At 43.3% G+C, this 15,238-nt stretch carries 14 protein-coding genes; 8 read left to right on the top strand and 6 right to left on the bottom strand.

The window, feature by feature from the left end:
• The first annotated feature begins 324 nt into the window (after nucleotides 1-324).
• From R8N49_RS01660 to R8N49_RS01645, 4 genes are all read left to right on the top strand, one after another.
• Nucleotides 325-2,238: a tetratricopeptide repeat-containing diguanylate cyclase gene (locus R8N49_RS01660; protein ID WP_186585249.1), complete on the top strand. Its 1,914-nt coding sequence runs from the start codon at nucleotides 325-327 to the stop codon at nucleotides 2,236-2,238.
• A 10-nt stretch (nucleotides 2,239-2,248) separates the two neighbouring features.
• Nucleotides 2,249-2,590: a hypothetical protein gene (locus R8N49_RS01655; RefSeq protein WP_186585248.1), complete on the top strand. Its 342-nt coding sequence runs from the start codon at nucleotides 2,249-2,251 to the stop codon at nucleotides 2,588-2,590.
• Between the two features lie 248 nt (nucleotides 2,591-2,838).
• Entirely contained in the window at nucleotides 2,839-4,617 is a 1,779-nt protein-coding gene (locus R8N49_RS01650; RefSeq protein ID WP_186585247.1) for a S8 family peptidase, read from the top strand.
• Between the two features lie 12 nt (nucleotides 4,618-4,629).
• Nucleotides 4,630-5,085 carry a hypothetical protein gene (locus R8N49_RS01645; protein ID WP_025767689.1) on the top strand — a complete coding sequence of 152 codons (456 nt, stop codon included), beginning with the start codon at nucleotides 4,630-4,632 and terminating at the stop codon, nucleotides 5,083-5,085.
• Between the two features lie 146 nt (nucleotides 5,086-5,231).
• Here R8N49_RS01645 and R8N49_RS01640 read toward each other — a convergent pair whose 3' ends face one another.
• From R8N49_RS01640 to R8N49_RS01630, 3 genes are all read right to left on the bottom strand, one after another.
• Nucleotides 5,232-6,161, bottom strand: coding sequence for an SRPBCC family protein (locus R8N49_RS01640; RefSeq protein WP_186585246.1), 930 nt, complete (start codon nucleotides 6,159-6,161; stop codon nucleotides 5,232-5,234).
• 137 nt (nucleotides 6,162-6,298) lie between these two features.
• A complete protein-coding gene (locus R8N49_RS01635) occupies nucleotides 6,299-7,540 on the bottom strand; it encodes a sensor histidine kinase (protein ID WP_186585245.1) in 1,242 nt (413 codons plus the stop codon).
• Nucleotides 7,512-8,180 carry a response regulator transcription factor gene (locus R8N49_RS01630; RefSeq protein WP_186585244.1) on the bottom strand — a complete coding sequence of 223 codons (669 nt, stop codon included), beginning with the start codon at nucleotides 8,178-8,180 and terminating at the stop codon, nucleotides 7,512-7,514. The genes R8N49_RS01635 and R8N49_RS01630 overlap by 29 nt, the downstream gene beginning before the upstream one ends.
• An 89-nt stretch (nucleotides 8,181-8,269) precedes the next feature.
• Between R8N49_RS01630 and R8N49_RS01625 the strand changes: the two genes are divergently transcribed.
• Nucleotides 8,270-9,469, top strand: a complete 1,200-nt coding sequence (locus R8N49_RS01625; RefSeq protein ID WP_186585242.1) for a DUF5666 domain-containing protein — start codon at nucleotides 8,270-8,272, stop codon at nucleotides 9,467-9,469.
• Nucleotides 9,470-9,618: 149 nt separating this feature from the next.
• The gene (locus tag R8N49_RS01620) at nucleotides 9,619-9,915 is read left to right on the top strand and encodes a hypothetical protein (RefSeq protein ID WP_053307751.1); all 297 of its coding nucleotides are present in this window, start codon (nucleotides 9,619-9,621) and stop codon (nucleotides 9,913-9,915) included.
• A 95-nt stretch (nucleotides 9,916-10,010) separates the two neighbouring features.
• Here the strand turns inward: R8N49_RS01620 and R8N49_RS01615 are convergent, their stop codons facing one another.
• Nucleotides 10,011-11,060: a Preprotein translocase subunit SecY gene (locus R8N49_RS01615; protein ID WP_171345427.1), complete on the bottom strand. Its 1,050-nt coding sequence runs from the start codon at nucleotides 11,058-11,060 to the stop codon at nucleotides 10,011-10,013.
• 439 nt (nucleotides 11,061-11,499) lie between these two features.
• Here R8N49_RS01615 and R8N49_RS01610 point away from each other — a divergent pair, with 439 nt between their 5' ends.
• Complete coding sequence (locus R8N49_RS01610) at nucleotides 11,500-11,961, top strand: hypothetical protein (RefSeq protein ID WP_005388493.1); 462 nt, start codon at nucleotides 11,500-11,502, stop codon at nucleotides 11,959-11,961.
• Between the two features lie 93 nt (nucleotides 11,962-12,054).
• Nucleotides 12,055-12,528, top strand: a complete 474-nt coding sequence (locus R8N49_RS01605) for a copper chaperone PCu(A)C (RefSeq protein WP_186585240.1) — start codon at nucleotides 12,055-12,057, stop codon at nucleotides 12,526-12,528.
• 339 nt (nucleotides 12,529-12,867) lie between these two features.
• On the opposite strand, the gene yegD is transcribed toward R8N49_RS01605, so the two are convergent.
• Nucleotides 12,868-14,220 (bottom strand): molecular chaperone, encoded by a 1,353-nt coding sequence (gene yegD, locus R8N49_RS01600; RefSeq protein ID WP_025767684.1) that lies wholly within the window; start codon nucleotides 14,218-14,220, stop codon nucleotides 12,868-12,870.
• A 121-nt stretch (nucleotides 14,221-14,341) separates the two neighbouring features.
• Nucleotides 14,342-14,965 carry a hypothetical protein gene (locus R8N49_RS01595; protein ID WP_086047331.1) on the bottom strand — a complete coding sequence of 208 codons (624 nt, stop codon included), beginning with the start codon at nucleotides 14,963-14,965 and terminating at the stop codon, nucleotides 14,342-14,344.
• Nucleotides 14,966-15,238 lie beyond the last annotated feature (273 nt).

Below are 15,238 nucleotides of genomic sequence, written 5' to 3'. Positions count from 1 at the left end.
ATACAAACATTAAATATTTATGACAGAAACGTAATTTTTTACACTTCGCCCTGATTTTGAGCGATGAATCCGCGGTTTAAATCATTAGATTGAGTCCACCGAATATGCTCGCCTACCTGTCATCGTTACCTTATCTATACCATCGCCTAATCATTGCATAAGTTTTCAATAGATTTTGTTTTATAAATCATAATATTATAGAGATCCTTCTCGTATCTCACTCCCAAAACACTTTGCCACTGGGAATCCATCCGCACTTAACCTACAAGAAATGGTAGACTTAACTGGTATTCGGTTAAGAGATCACATTTTATTAATACGCTCATGCACTTCTCAATTAAAAAACTGGCTTGCGCACTTTGTACTGCACTTGGACTTTTCTTGCATCCCACCAACGTACTGGCGAGTACCGAAAAGCAAGCTTATCTGGAAGAACACATTTCAGCAGAAAGCAAGCCCATGTTAAAACTCTACTTTCGCTCGATGGGTAAGCCGCGATCAATTCAAAAAGATGAGTTAAATGCGCCACAGAATGCATCAGCGGAGTCTCTTGCTCTGTATTACTTTGCACGAAAGTACCTTAAGCGTTACGAAGGAGTTCCATTACCGAAAGATATGCCCGATTTAATCGAATTCGGTAAAAAGCACCATTTGGAATGGGTCGTCGCTGAAGCACAGCTCAATAAGGCTGTAACAATGATTGAGCAAGACGATAACTGGAACGCAGAATTGTTACTCCATGACGTTGTTTCTACAGCCCGTGATCTTGGTTATCTAGCATTAGAAGGCCGTGCTTACCGCTGGTTAGGCAATCTAGAAGTATCTCGAAATCAACTACGCAGTGGCCTAAAATATTATCGCAATGCCTATGAGTTATTAGAAAAAACAGTGTTTGAAATACAAGTCGCGATGACACTGAACAACATTGGGACGGTCTACATCGACGCATCAGATTGGGCTCGGGCCAACAGTTACCTAACGCAAGCCCTCGACACTTACCTAGAGAGCGAATATCAATACGATAATAGCTTTTTTATGAGTGTTATCTACGCAAACCTTAGCATCGTTCACTCGAGCCTCGGAGATAACAAAAAAGCGGAATATTATTTCAATGAAGCCATTCGACTTTCAATGCAAACGGGGTCGGACACAGTCAAGCACCACTCTTTATCCAGCTTTTCACAAATGTTGAGCTCGGTAGGAAAAATTGATGATGCATTAATGGTCGCACAACGTTGCGTAGACCTGCCCATTCCAAAAAATCTAGAAATGCTAAAAACGTCTTGTTACGAGGCATTTGCAGAGGCTTACCTCGCAAACAAACAATACGATAAAGCTATTACAACAGCACTTAACATTCTAGAACAAACTAAATCAACCAGTGAATTAGAGCTGCGTCAGCGTATTGATATGCTTTCGGTACTGGTAAACGCTCATCAAATTCTTAATGACTATGAAGCGGCTTTTCATTATTTAACCCAATTAAGAGAGCTAGAGGCTGAGTTTTCTCATCATATTCATGGTGAAGAGATGATTAACATTAAGTTTGACCTCGAAGCTAAGTTAGCCCAGAAAGAACTCAAATTGCTAGAAACAAAAAATGCGCTACAAGCCTCTGAACTGCGTTCACAGCGCTATCGAGAAATGTTCTACTTTATCGCTATTGCGGCAATTGGAGTCGTTGGTTTTCGTTACGTACTGCGCGTTAGACGTATTAATAAAGCACTCACTCAAGAAAATACTACCGATCCATTAACTCAACTGCATAACCGTCGCTATCTTCACATTTGGTTGGACAAAATGGCTCGTAGAAGCCCAGATAGAACATTTGCCTTAGCCGTTTTAGATGTCGATCATTTTAAAACCTTTAATGATCAATATGGACACGATATTGGCGATAAAATGCTGACTCATATTGCCACGCTATTTAATGAATCCACTCGCTCTGGTGACCTACTCATTCGTTGGGGTGGAGAAGAGTTTGTCCTATTATTCGAAGTACAGCGAGTTGAAGATTGCGCTAAGTTTTTGGAGCGATTGAGATATACTGTTGAAAACACACCATTGGTGGTTGACTCTAAACCATTAAGCGCGACAATTTCCCTTGGAGCAGTGGACAAACTGTCGGCACAAACAATTAAACAAGAATGGGATCAGTGGTTTTTCTTGGCAGACCAAGCTTTGTATGATGCGAAGCAAGCTGGCAGAAACCAGTTCATCATTCACCCTACATCATAAAAAAGCACACATGAAAAAAAATCTAATCATTATTACTTTTGCGCCTCTATTTCTTATGGCGTGCAGTAATCAGCAAGCATCTCAACTGGGAATGCGCAGCAGCAGTGTCAACGTATATGCCCAGCAAATGAGTAACACTCAACTATGTGAAACTCTCTACTACAACCGTGCAACTAACCAAACCAAAGTGGCGATTGGTGCTGAGTTCAATCGACGTGGATTAAACAAAAAGTGGTGTGATAAAGAATTCGATAAGTTGTACATTAAAAAGTGGATTGATAACGTGCTGCCTAAGGAAAAAGCCAAACCTAAGAAACCAATGGCAACTATTCAACCCGCTTCAACTAAATAACTCCTCTCTTGAAGCAGACGGTACACTCGTATTTTCTGCTTTTCACTTTTCATGCATGTTCGATACGACATATAAAAACCTCATAGTTTCAGTAAATTAACAAAGACTTATGTTGTCCATCGAACTTTTAATGTAAACAAGTTGTAAATGGTTTTCGTCCTTATTCTTTGTCGTTAGCTTTGTTTGTTCCTGTTAGCGGAATATGAAACAGGAACTAAAAAATTCCAAACAAAGACATGAGGTCAAAAATGGAAATACGCATTAATCGCCTATTTGCCGCTATGTTGGCAGTAGGCATTGCACCTGCCGTCTCGGCGTTTGATCCACTCTATTCTGAACAATGGCACTTAGACAACACGGGGCAAACTGCGTTTGCGGCTAATCCTGCTGTTGCTGGGAACGACTTAAACACTAAGCTCACTCAGGCAATGGGGATTGCAGGTGTTGGTGTGAAAGTTGCCGTCATTGATTCTGGAGTGCAGATCGATCACCCCGACCTTGCAGGTAATATAGTTATAGGTAGCAGAAACTTCGTCGAAGACTCTTCATTCCCACTAAGTTATCCGGTTGATACTAATGGTCATGGCACTGCTGTAGCCGGTTTGATTAGCGCCGTCGGCAACAACGGTGAAGGCGGACGCGGTGTCGCTTCTCACTCTTCCCTCATTGGTTTTAACTGGTTAGCCAACCAGACATTAGAAGGTTGGTTAATCTCCCATGGCATGGACCCAGCAACACGTGATGTTCGCGTATTTAACCAAAGTTACGGTTTCAGCCCTATAAACCCGATTACTTTTGATGAAAGCGACCCTCAACTAAAACTTGAAATGGACGTGATGAAAAACGTCAGCGAGAGTAACGCCTGGGGTCGAGGTGCTGTATTTGTAAAGTCAGCAGGTAATGGTTACCGCTATTTCAATGCAGGGCGATTCTTCGTATTGCCAAGTAACTTCTTTGCTGGTGGAGACAATCAAGGCTTACCGATGCACAACTCTGCTCAGTCTTATGATAACGCCAATTACTTCAATTTAGTCACTAGTGCACTACGAGCGGATGGTACGCGAGCGAGTTACTCATCGGTGGGTTCGAACGTGTGGGTTGCAGCACCAGCAGGTGAATATGGGCAAGATTTCCCTGCTATGGTCACCACTGATTTAATGGGTTGTGAAGAAGGGCAAAATACCAGTGAAGGCCTTGGCATTAATGGGTTACACGGCGGAACGGAGCTCGATCCGAACTGTAACTATACCAGTACGATGAACGGAACCTCATCGGCTGCGCCAAACACATCGGGTGCCATCGCGGCAATCATGTCAACCAACCACGCACTTTCTGCTCGTGATGTACGTGCTTTACTAGCGGAGACAGCAAAAGTAACGGATAAAGCGCATCCAGGCGTACAGCTTGAATTTACTAACCATAAAGGTGAACAGGTTAGCTACGAGGCAATTGCCCCTTGGCAGAAAAACGCAGCAGGCGTAGATTTCCATACTTTTTATGGCTTCGGCGCTGTAGATTTAGATGAAGCGATGCAACGTGCTCGCATGACGAATCGTGTTTTACCAGCTCAAGTCATTACGCCATGGGTTAATAACGCTACAGAAGTAAGTGTACCCGATGCAAGTCTAGTTGGTGGTTCTTCAAGTATCGCCATTGCCGATGAGCTGACAGTAGAATCCGTTCAAGTGACATTGACATTGGACCACGCTCGTCTGCCCGACTTAGCTATTGAGCTCATTTCGCCATCAGGGACTCGTTCCGTTTTGCAAACACCGCGCAATGGTCTTGTTGGTCAATCTCTTGATCCAACGATTACAGGCTACAAAGATCAATTAATGTTGTCTAACCAATTTTATGGCGAAGATGCAAAAGGCGAATGGACGTTGCGAGCAATAGATACGAACGGCGATGAAGTCTATTCTTACATTGCATATTTCAACTCTTCCACCATCTATGACGTTCCGATGGCAAACAACGCTCAACCCGGTGTTATTAAGAACTGGTCGATGCGCATATTTGGACACTAAGGAGTCAATAACATGAAATACAAATCATTTTCTATGCTGGCTCTCGTTATCATGACGTCGAGTGTATACGCAGAGCAACAGCTCTCTCAACAACCTGCACCAGAACTGTTTGTGCCATCAGAAGCGGTTGAGATTAATGGCCAAGACTATCGAAAAGTGCAAACTGGCACTGTTAGAACCCTATCTGAAGACGTAAAACTTCAAGCGGGTGATGAGGTGTTTAAGAATGCGTTTAGTAACGTATCCAAAGCCACTGGACTGGTTTACATCACCGTAAACAATCCTAACGAAGCGAAAGCAGTCGCCAAAGAGTTAAAATTAGAAGTTATCTTCGCAGAGGGGGAATCAGCGGTGTTAAAAGCATCTCAAGATCAAGATCTGCTAAGTATTAGCGACTACCTAAACGCAGACAGCCGGGTAAAAGCGTCTAAAATTGAACTAAACAGCGGTAAATACCGTGCACAATAATTCTCTAACAAGAGAAGTTGGCCTGTAAAACCATGCCTCAGCGATTGCTGAGGCATTTTTATGGGTAGGAACAGATACGCTATTATTCTTTAGTAACATTTCGCATAACTAGTATGATACCTAAACACCCTACTCGCCTGCGCCTGTCATTTCTTAAACAAAATAATTTCCGTTCTTAGCTCTTCTTCCGTGGTTTCCTTCGGGCTATTCAGATAGCGTTCGATTCCTAAAGGACTGGTTTTGACTTTCATACCACTCTGACGAACCAAGTTCATCGCTAACGCCCATGCATTTCCCAAAAACTGATATTCACCTCGGTGTTCAACGACAAATGTTTCACTCTCAGGAATGGTACCGGTAACCGCCCCTTGAGGCGCTGGTACTGAGTTATGAAGAGGAAAGCAAGTGATAAACTCGAATGTTCCTTTCTGCATATCCATCGACTCGTAATAACAAAACAATTCACCATTCACGGATAGGGTTTCGTCACTAATTAACTGTTCTAGTTGCTGAACATGCTTCTCAATTACCGAACCTAATTCCTGCAAGCTAGCCACACCCTTGACCCCAATATAATGAATTTGAGGCAACGTTCGGTTACCAATTTCGACTAAGTCTGAATGCACTCTTCCGGTTTCAAGCTTACTTTTAAGCATGCGTAACCCACGTTGATAATCCATCTCTATCATCGACTTAAACATACTTTTCAGAAAGAACAGGTACCAAGGGACGCGAGATTGCATTTGCCATTCGACTAAACAGCCATTTTGTGACGGCGTCACGATTAGAGTCACCTTTCCATGGCTCTTGATTGGGCGAAAGAAATGCAGCTCCATATCTAATCGATGCTCTTGAGTACTTTCCAGTACAATCGCGCCAGTCCCAATACGCTGACCATTCCATTGATAACCAGCTCCAACGTGGCCCTGATTATCACTGAATGTCAGCTCGCAGCTTGGTTCAAGAATGATCCATGGTGACCAGCTGGGCCAGTTATTGAAGTTCTTGAGATAGCCAATAATTTCACTTTGATTCTTATTAATTTCAATACTTCGGCTGACCTGATAAGAGAGCATAACGGTTCCTCGAGTTTCCGCTTCACTAACTTCAGTCTAATTCAAATTCCAGTTTTTTCTTGTTTGACTGCGGGTTAGATGCGTATGACAAGAAAAATCCAGAGCGTTAATTCTCACTTGAATCAATACGCGCAAAGCTAAGAGCAGAACTCCACTTTTGCACTAAATCGAACACCATCATCGTCCAGTACTAACGCCCATCCCATCCGTTCACATATTCGTTGTACGATAACAAGCCCACAACCATAACCAGCGTTGTACGTCTCGTTGCCATCGTGACGATTTAGGATCTTAAGCGCATGACCTTTCAACTCAATTTCAATATCTCCCACACTATAGCTAAAGGCGTTTTTAATCAGATTGTTGATAACAATGGCCACAAAACTCTCTGGTGCCTTCACTACACCACTATGTTGTTCGTGCAAAGCGTAATTCGAATCTTGCTTGGCAAATAAAGGCGCTAGCTCTTCCAACTGTTTTTGTAAACAAGTGAGAAGCTGATGCTCTCCGTAATGCTGAGGCTCTATTTTCTCTTTACCAAGTAAGAGAAACGCTTCTGTCAGTACACGCATCTCGTCACAAGCTGACTGCATCCTCGTGATGGCTTTTTGCGCAATTCGAGGTTGATCAGGAATACGCGTCAGAATGTCTGTTGAGCCTTTTATCACCATAATTGGCGTTCTCAACTCATGTGATGCAAAACGACTAAATTCTTGTTCTCGTTTGAAATAGCCCGCGATATCGTTCTTATTATCCAGCAAAGTCTGCTCTATCTGGCGTGTTTCGCTGAACTTAGTTTCAACTTGGAAAGCGGGTTGATCCGGTGACATTTGGCTAATTTTGTCTTCAATTTGCGCTAATGGCCGAGACAATATTCGAACCATGTAAATGCCATACCCAACCATGACAAATGAAAACAAACCACCGAGCAGCAGCGTAAACTGATGCAGCGAGCTTTCGTATTCGTCCAAGTAATCATCTGAGTCATCTTGAAATACAATGTACATAAGCCCCTTCCCTGAGGGATGGTTCAATACAACAAAGTGTTTGTCTTCTTCACCAAGCAGGTATTCGTAAAAACCAGGTGAAGTAAAAGAGAGCAACCAATCCGGTGTCGGTGCTTCACTCCAATATGAGTTGAATTCCAATACGTTTGGCAATGGCGCATCCCAGCCCTGTTTCTCGAAATTCTCACTATAAAGCGCAGCTTCAGTATCTAGCCAGTGATGTAAACTCAGCACTTCCAGTTTGTTTTCTGCCACATAAATCAGCGACCAAAAAAGAGTAAACATCACAAACGTCATGACCCCAAAACCCCAACGGATCTTGCGATAAATGCTTGGATATTCGTTATGCTTTAAGTCGGTAACCTTGTCCATGAATAGTCTCTAATCGTGATTCTTCAAAACCTTTGTCTAACGCGGTTCTTAAACCGTAAATATGGCTACGAAGTGCATCACTTCCAGGTGGTTCGTCTCCCCACACACTATCGATCACTTCTGCGCGCGAGACCGCTGCTGGCGCACGTTGGAGGAGCAATTTTAAAATTTTAGCTTGAATTCGACTCAGCTTAATTTCTTTGTCTTTTCTCGTTACTTTTCCTGTACGTGCATCTAAACAAATATCTGCAAATTTGAGCGTTCCGATATCTTGTCTTGGACCACGATTAGCCAAAGCATGAACACGCAAACTGAGCTCTTCCATCGCAAATGGCTTCATTAAATAATCATCTCCCCCCGCTTTAAAAGCCGCGATTTTGTCATCTAGCGTATCTTTTGCCGTTAGGAAGAGAATTGGCGTTCCACATAACTTATCTTGTCGAAGCTTCTGTACCGTACTGATGCCATCGAGCTTCGGCATCATGATATCCATGATGATTACATCGTAATGATTTTCCTCGATTAACTTAATCGCAGCCTCTCCATGAAACGCACAATCGATAATCATGCCTTCGAGCTCAAGATAGTCTGCAATCGTCTCCGAGACGTTATGGTTGTCATCTACAATTAAAATTTTCATAAAATCAAATTTCTTCACGATCTCTTCACGATATGCCCAATAAGATACAGGCAATTTCCTAAACTCGCTCGTAAATTGAGGCTAATACAATGAAAAAACTCGCTCTTATTTCTGTAGTAGGTTTGGCATTGTCTGGTTGTGGTGGTTCAGGTGGTGGCACCAATAGCGATAGCACACAAACTCAACCAGCAGTGAAACCAAGTGTAGCGATTGGCTCTGTTGAAGCGGTCAACGCTGAAGAAAGCACGTTAACCGTCAATGGACATACGTATCGTGTGTCTGAGGTGGTTTATGACGACACACAAGTGCAATTGGCCGATGTAAAACCCAAAATGGTGGTTCGCGTGGGTTCAGATATTCGGCAAGCTTCGGGCAATGGCGTCCGAGTCACACTTGAACCAACCATTACTGGACGTGTGACAGCGATTGATCATGTGAAGAAAAAATTCACGGTAAACGGCATAGAGCTGCAGTTTGACGGTTTAAGTGATGATATAGAGATCAACGACTGGGTGATGGTGTCATCCTTACCGACTGCGGATGCGGGCTATCGAGTGTTGTCTGTGGTCGAAATCGACGTAGATAACGATTACCCAGCCCTTGGAAGCTACTACGAACTGGAAGGTCACATTACTAGTACCGATGAAAATGCTGGCACGTTTGAGCTTGGTACAAATATAACCGTATCTTACGACAACATTAGCCAACTTAGCATCGGCCAATGGGTAGAAGTAGAAGGTGAAATGCAAAACGGCATCTTCATGGCAAATGAGGTAGAAGTTGAAGACTACGACGATCTAAAAAATGACAGCGATGTGGAAGGTATCGTGACTTGGGTTGCCAAGGATTATAGTGAGTTCTCTCTAAACTACCGAGGAGCCTTCTTCATTGATAACGCAACACGCTTTGAGGATGGTAGCAAAGCTAATCTAGAACAAGGTCAAGAAGTAGAAGTGACCTCTGTGATGAAAAATGGCAAACGCACCGCTACCGTCATCGAATTTGAGCGGTCGGAGTTTGACAATGACAACCAATGGCGAGGTAAAGAGTTTGAATGTGAAGGCTATGTATCAAACTACGATGCTGATTCAAGAGCATTTAAAATCGAGCATTGTGAGAATGATGCTGATCAAGTACTAAGTAACACCACCGTTGTGATTGATGCGCAAACACGCTTCCAAGGCATTGAAGAACTTAACCTAAATGGTGCTCGTGTCGAAGTCGAAGGTGTGATCATTAACGACCAAAATATTGCCCGTGAAGTGGAGTTAGACGTTTACGACAACTAATCCCTTCTACGCTTAAGAAAAAGTGTCACTTCGGTGGCACTTTTTCTTTTCACCTTACTTTGCTTCCCAAGCTCAAACCAACAAATTCTCAGTCAAAGCCTTTTCTCTCCGTTACACTTTACCTATGTTTCACAACATTGGTGACGACTATGAAAAAACGCAACCTCATTTTGTTAATCTTGTTTTTTGGTTCAGCCACGAGCTTAGCTAGCGTTATGGATCCTGACTGCGATGCAGAAAAGGCAGCTAAAGCCGCTGCGACAAAAGCCGTGGTTGGTGTTGGGGGTCGCTGTACGCCTAAAGAGGCACTGAAAGATACCGCAGTTGATGCAGGAAAAGACAAATTGCCAGATGAAGGGATGGCGGGTAAAGCTGTTGATGCAATGACACCGGAAAAAGAGAAGAAAACGATGAAAGACGTAACCAAAAAGCTCAATAAAGATTGATACGCTTTCTTGTAGTTAACTTTAATAGCGAAACTCCCCCCTCCCAAAAAAAGAGCGCCGATTGACGCTCTTTCCGAACTCTAATAGATAACCAATTATGCGGTCTCTGCTTCACCTATCCAATGATAATGGTGGTTGGCTTTTTTCCCCACTAAACCGAGCTCTGTCAATTCTTCAAATACCTTGTCTACCTCTTCCGCAGACAGCCTAAACTGTTTAGCAACGGCTTTTTTGGTGCACGTAATTTGATGCGTTTTAAGTGCATCGCTAACTTGCTCTAACAAGGTTTTCGGTTCCTTTGGTTCTTCTGGCTCCGGCGCAGCTGGTATTTCTTGCTCTTCTTCCTCTTTTATATGAGGAAGATAACCCGCAGGCGCTGGGTCTATATCGCGAACTGTTTTCAATATCATGCCCTCATTTCTGCGATAGAAATATCGGAACCGTTGCTCTTCACCAATCAAGCCAACAAAAAATGCAGCAAAGAAGTCCAAAAGAATCGAAAGAAATACAACCAAGCCAAGCTGAGCTTGCTGAGAGGTGGTACCAAATGCGTTGGCTAGGCTATCAATCAAACCAATCACTGAGCCTTGCGTAACCGGCGGTAAACTATCACGCTCCATAGCCAAGCGTTGCTGCTCTTCACGTAAGGTTTTGTTTTGATCCTGAATGCGAGTTACACCAGTCGCGATACGCTCCATCTCGATGTATTTCTGCGCTGCCATATTGTTGAGCTCAATCTGCTTATCGATTGCCGCAATCTGACGATTAAACGCTTCCACTTTCGCCTGCTCTACCGAAATATGACTTTGTGCACTATTGGTTGCACTATTAATCCCACCAATACTACCGCCAATGGAAATCGCAGCTAAAACTAAATAAAACACGAGAGCGGTTGCTGCTCCTGTGTAGTTGCGATGGGCTCGGCGCTCACCGTATTCATACCAAGCGTAAAATTTACCCGCTTCAAAAATGATCGCTAAACCACCAAATAAGGTTTGCATCATCGGGTTTTCGTCGATAGACAAAAATAGCAATAGAGAAAAAATAGTCGATGCTAAAATCGCAGCACCGGTGAATGCATATACACTCACCATGGCAAATCGACCTTTAGGGTATCGATATCCAATCTGTTGTTCGTATTTCATTTGAGAAATTTCTTAAGATTAATCGCCCCTCCGACTAAGTAGGACGGACGTTTCTGGCATGTACAAAGGAGCGCAGAATACCGTATCCTTTATTAAATTACTGTCATAATTCCGTTAATGGAAAACAAGTGAAGATTCGGTGTGCATTTTGAATCGATATCAGCCAAATCTAGCACGTAAAAACACCACCACGACACCCACTAACCGAAGCTTCAGTGACATATAAGAGAGATTAATTCGGTATCTTCAGAAGCGACTAAGCAAGACTGACAAGTTGAATTGGAGGTTGTGAATGTCAGCCGAATCAAGACATTAAAGCGTTAAAAATAGGCAATAAAACAAATAATGCACACTTGCATCACCTTTTAGTAAACTGATAATTACATTGTTTGGTTAATTTGTTAGTATCCCGCGCCGAAGAAGATAAGCACTCAATTGTATGGAAAACACTCTAATACAGCACAAACACCATCGCTTGCACGCTATTGCGGTTATTATCGCGGTGTTGTTTCAGTTGTATTTAGCATCCACAGCCGCTCTTAACCCTACACAAGTTCACAGCACAACTTGGCTCAACAAAGTCCAAAGTGAAAAGGTTTTACTGTGTACCGCAGATGGTTTCAAATGGGTGGATATCAATACGTTGATTGAGGCTAACGCTCAATCTTCTTCTAAGCTCATCCAAGATCTTAACTTACACGACGGCTTCCAGTTTGAATGCCCGCTTCTTCAAGCTGTTCAATTCTTTCTTTTAGTTGCGATTGGGCTTTACCTGACAACGATCCATTGGCTGCGCCGAGTAAAGTATGCACTGACGACTTATCACTTTTCAAAATGCGATAAGCTCGTTTACAAACACATCGCGCCTAAGCACTCTCCGCCGAGTGTTTTTCCTGCCTAACAGGCATCTAATCATTAACAACTTTATCCAAAAATAACGATGACTCTGTTTGTTGTCCATTCAGAGAAGCTATTCATTCAAAAGGAAAAACACATGCTTAAATCATTAAAAACCGCCGCTATCGCGCTTATTGCTGTCATCGCTAGCCCACTGAGTTTAGCGCACGATTATGAAGCAGGAAAAATTCATATCGACCATCCATGGAGCCGCGAAGCGCCACCAAACGCACCTGTTATCGGTGGTTTTTTTCAATTAACCAACCACGGTGACAGTGAAGATACATTGATCGCAGCAGAAAGCCCAATCGCAGGACATGTCGAAATTCACACGCATAAGAAAGAAGATGGTGTGATGAAAATGATTAAGATTGACGAAGTGCGCGTTCCAGCCAATGAGTCTGTGTTGTTTAAACCAGGCAGCTTCCATTTAATGATTTTCAATCCAACACAAGCGCTCAAAGAAGGCGACCGCTTCCCTATGACGTTAACATTCAAAAACGCGGGTAAAGTGGAAGTAGAAATGGCGGTTGAGAAACAAGGCCACATGGAAAAACACATGCATCATTAATGACGCAAACAAAAGTGCCCGCTGATTTAGCGGGCATTTTTATCTCAGCTTAGTCAAAATCATTATCCAATAGGTCCTAACTCGATCTTCAGAACAATGGTGATAAATAACGCTTGGCGAAACGGGGTCATATATCATAACAGCGTGCTCGGGCAAGAGATTCTAAATCACGCTCGTTCCTCACTGTTCAGAATGACGTTAAAAGATTTAAGAATCCCAAATAGGTTTCCTACTCGCATGAAACTCAATCTCTCAGCGAAATCTTCCAACCATCATTTGATAAGCCTAAGCAAAGTCATAAATTTGGTAACAATGCCCATAGCGCAATTAGTTTTCTTTCTACTTGAAACAAACCTCAGCCCAACGAGCTAAGCCCGCAGTTACTGAGCCAAAATAGTTTCCACTGACAACCGGAATACTTGGCAGTACGGTTTGAACCGCATCGCGCAAGATTGGCGAGCGTGCCGAACCTCCAGTCATAAAGATAGCATCGGGGTTAACTCCAGCTTGCTCTACCGCTTCTGTCACCAACGCCGTCATTTTATTCTTTGGCGACTGGATCGCTTCGATCATTTCGTCACGTTGTACATCAACTTCAATCGTTTCTGATAGTAAGTTGATGCCAGTTCGGTAAGAAGCTTGTTCTGAAAGTGCCACTTTTGCCTCTTCGGCACGGCGAACAATGTTGTAGCCTAAAGACTCATGATACACCTCTAGCAAACGAGCAAGTTTTTCTGGCTCTTGAGCCTGCTTTTGAAGCAACTTTAACGCTGATAGGTTCTCTCGCGAATAGAAGTCACTCTGCGCTTCTACATTATTGATTGCTATCGGGTTCCAGAATTGGGTAGTCGGCATCACAATACCTGACTCCATTTTACTTCCCATGCCAAAAGGGAACATGAGCTGCTTAAATGCTAGCGCGATATCAAGATCATTCCCGCCGACACGCTGGCCACTGTGAGCTAACAAGCTTGCGGTCCTATCTGCTTTGCCGCGCCAAGACGGTCCCATTTGGATCAACGAACAGTCCGTTGTACCACCGCCAATATCGACTACTAGAATGATTTTATCTTCGCTGAGTGTCGCTTCATACTCTAGGCCCGCCGCGACAGGCTCAAACTGAAACTCCACATTTTGGAAGCCCGCACGTTTCGCTGCCCGCAACAAAATGCGTTCAGCCTGAATGTTAGCCGTTTCACCGCCACGCCCATGAAAGTTAATTGGTCTGCCGATCACAGCATCGGTAATACTTTGCTGCGCATCGTTTTCGGCTTGAGACTTAATATTGTCCATCATCGCGCAGACAAGGTCTTCGAAGAAAGCCAATTGCACATCACGCAAGCCAGATGCACCAAGAAAAGACTTCGGCGATTTCACATAATAGATATCGCGAGGATCTTCCAAATAGAGATTAAGTGCAGCCTGACCAAACGCGATGTCGTCGGATTCTAAGTCAATACTTTCTTCTCGGTTTAAATTGATTGCCCGGCGTAAAACCTGCTCACCAACTTGATCTAATGGTTTAATATCTCGATGGCGAAATAAATGCTCGGATACCGATTCACGAGTCGGTGCAGCAAGGGTGGAAGGAATAAAAGGGCTGTTTCCTTCCAGATTAAGCAGTACTGGATCACCCGATTCCATTTTAGCCACTGAACAGTTTGCAGTACCATAGTCAAAGCCGATAAACATTGTTTCTCCCACTGTCCCACTGATTAGTGGCCTTTTGAGCGTTAAAAAGCTGGCAATGCTAACTTAATGGCATAAGAATTACTATCCCAAAATCAAGTGTAATTTAACGTGGAAAATCTATCTAAGGTACACTACTTTCTCTTTTTGCAGATGGCACAACAACCGCTACCAGTAAAGCTAACAGCAGGAACACAGGGCTAAGCATTAATCCATGCCAGATTGAATACCCATCATGGAACAGCCAGAATATACCAAGCGTCAGTAGGTACGAAAAGTAGCTGCAAAACACCAAGCTAATCGCGACAAAGCGCTTTTGATTAATAATAAGAATCCGCACTAGATACTGGCTAAGAATACCAGAGCAGCGCATGGCAAGTTGCCAATTAATGATAAAGAAAGCAAGCGCAATAAACCCAGCTACGACCAGTGCATCATGCGTACTTAAAATGAAGTAGCTACCAAATCGGCTTATGATGACCGGATAATCGCCTTCGTATATCGTTGACCAAGATATTGCGTTCGCTGCTGCTACGTAATTGGCAAAATAAGCAATAGCGTAGAAAGTCGTTTGAGAACTGAACGGCTGAAATACATCCCTACAAAATCCTCGCCATTCTTCTTTGTTGGCGGTAGGCCCAACCCAGTCACGTTTTTTTTGAGCGGTACGCCCGGCAAACGCAGGCCCGTTGCGAAACAACAGCCAAAATATATAGAGTGCAAGTATAACCAAGAGTATTGAAAACATACCCTTCCCCCTCATAAATTATCGGCGCCACTGCCAATGGCGTTGGGGTCGTAAACTGCACTTCCCTGCTATACCTATTTGATTTATCAAAGACTTATTATTTTATTACCACCAAAATTCATTTAATGGCATGCTAAACAGCAACATTTTCACGCTTTGTGCGTGAAGTTCGAAAGCCTACTTTTAGGTTTAGCACAAAAATAACTACAGCAAAGCGTAAGAGAGGGATTCCGCACCCATCAATGAAGATGAGGCGTTAAGCAGAAGCTGTGA

It is taken from the genome of Vibrio sp. 1978 (genome assembly GCF_033344345.1).
This window is presented reverse-complemented; position numbering and strand designations above follow the sequence as displayed.

Excerpts from the sequence above, each read along its gene's own strand:
- R8N49_RS01615 (WP_171345427.1), bottom strand. The coding sequence starts at position 11,060 with ATGAAATACGAACAACAGATTGGATATCGATACCCTAAAGGTCGATTT.
- R8N49_RS01595 (WP_086047331.1), bottom strand. The coding sequence starts at position 14,965 with ATGTTTTCAATACTCTTGGTTATACTTGCACTCTATATATTTTGGCTG.
- R8N49_RS01645 (WP_025767689.1), top strand. The coding sequence starts at position 4,630 with ATGAAATACAAATCATTTTCTATGCTGGCTCTCGTTATCATGACGTCG.
- R8N49_RS01655 (WP_186585248.1), top strand. The coding sequence starts at position 2,249 with ATGAAAAAAAATCTAATCATTATTACTTTTGCGCCTCTATTTCTTATG.
- R8N49_RS01650 (WP_186585247.1), top strand. The coding sequence starts at position 2,839 with ATGGAAATACGCATTAATCGCCTATTTGCCGCTATGTTGGCAGTAGGC.
- R8N49_RS01635 (WP_186585245.1), bottom strand. The coding sequence starts at position 7,540 with ATGGACAAGGTTACCGACTTAAAGCATAACGAATATCCAAGCATTTAT.
- R8N49_RS01640 (WP_186585246.1), bottom strand. The coding sequence starts at position 6,161 with ATGCTCTCTTATCAGGTCAGCCGAAGTATTGAAATTAATAAGAATCAA.
- R8N49_RS01620 (WP_053307751.1), top strand. The coding sequence starts at position 9,619 with ATGAAAAAACGCAACCTCATTTTGTTAATCTTGTTTTTTGGTTCAGCC.
- R8N49_RS01625 (WP_186585242.1), top strand. The coding sequence starts at position 8,270 with ATGAAAAAACTCGCTCTTATTTCTGTAGTAGGTTTGGCATTGTCTGGT.
- yegD (WP_025767684.1), bottom strand. The coding sequence starts at position 14,220 with ATGTTTATCGGCTTTGACTATGGTACTGCAAACTGTTCAGTGGCTAAA.
- R8N49_RS01660 (WP_186585249.1), top strand. The coding sequence starts at position 325 with ATGCACTTCTCAATTAAAAAACTGGCTTGCGCACTTTGTACTGCACTT.
- R8N49_RS01630 (WP_186585244.1), bottom strand. The coding sequence starts at position 8,180 with ATGAAAATTTTAATTGTAGATGACAACCATAACGTCTCGGAGACGATT.
- R8N49_RS01605 (WP_186585240.1), top strand. The coding sequence starts at position 12,055 with ATGCTTAAATCATTAAAAACCGCCGCTATCGCGCTTATTGCTGTCATC.
- R8N49_RS01610 (WP_005388493.1), top strand. The coding sequence starts at position 11,500 with ATGGAAAACACTCTAATACAGCACAAACACCATCGCTTGCACGCTATT.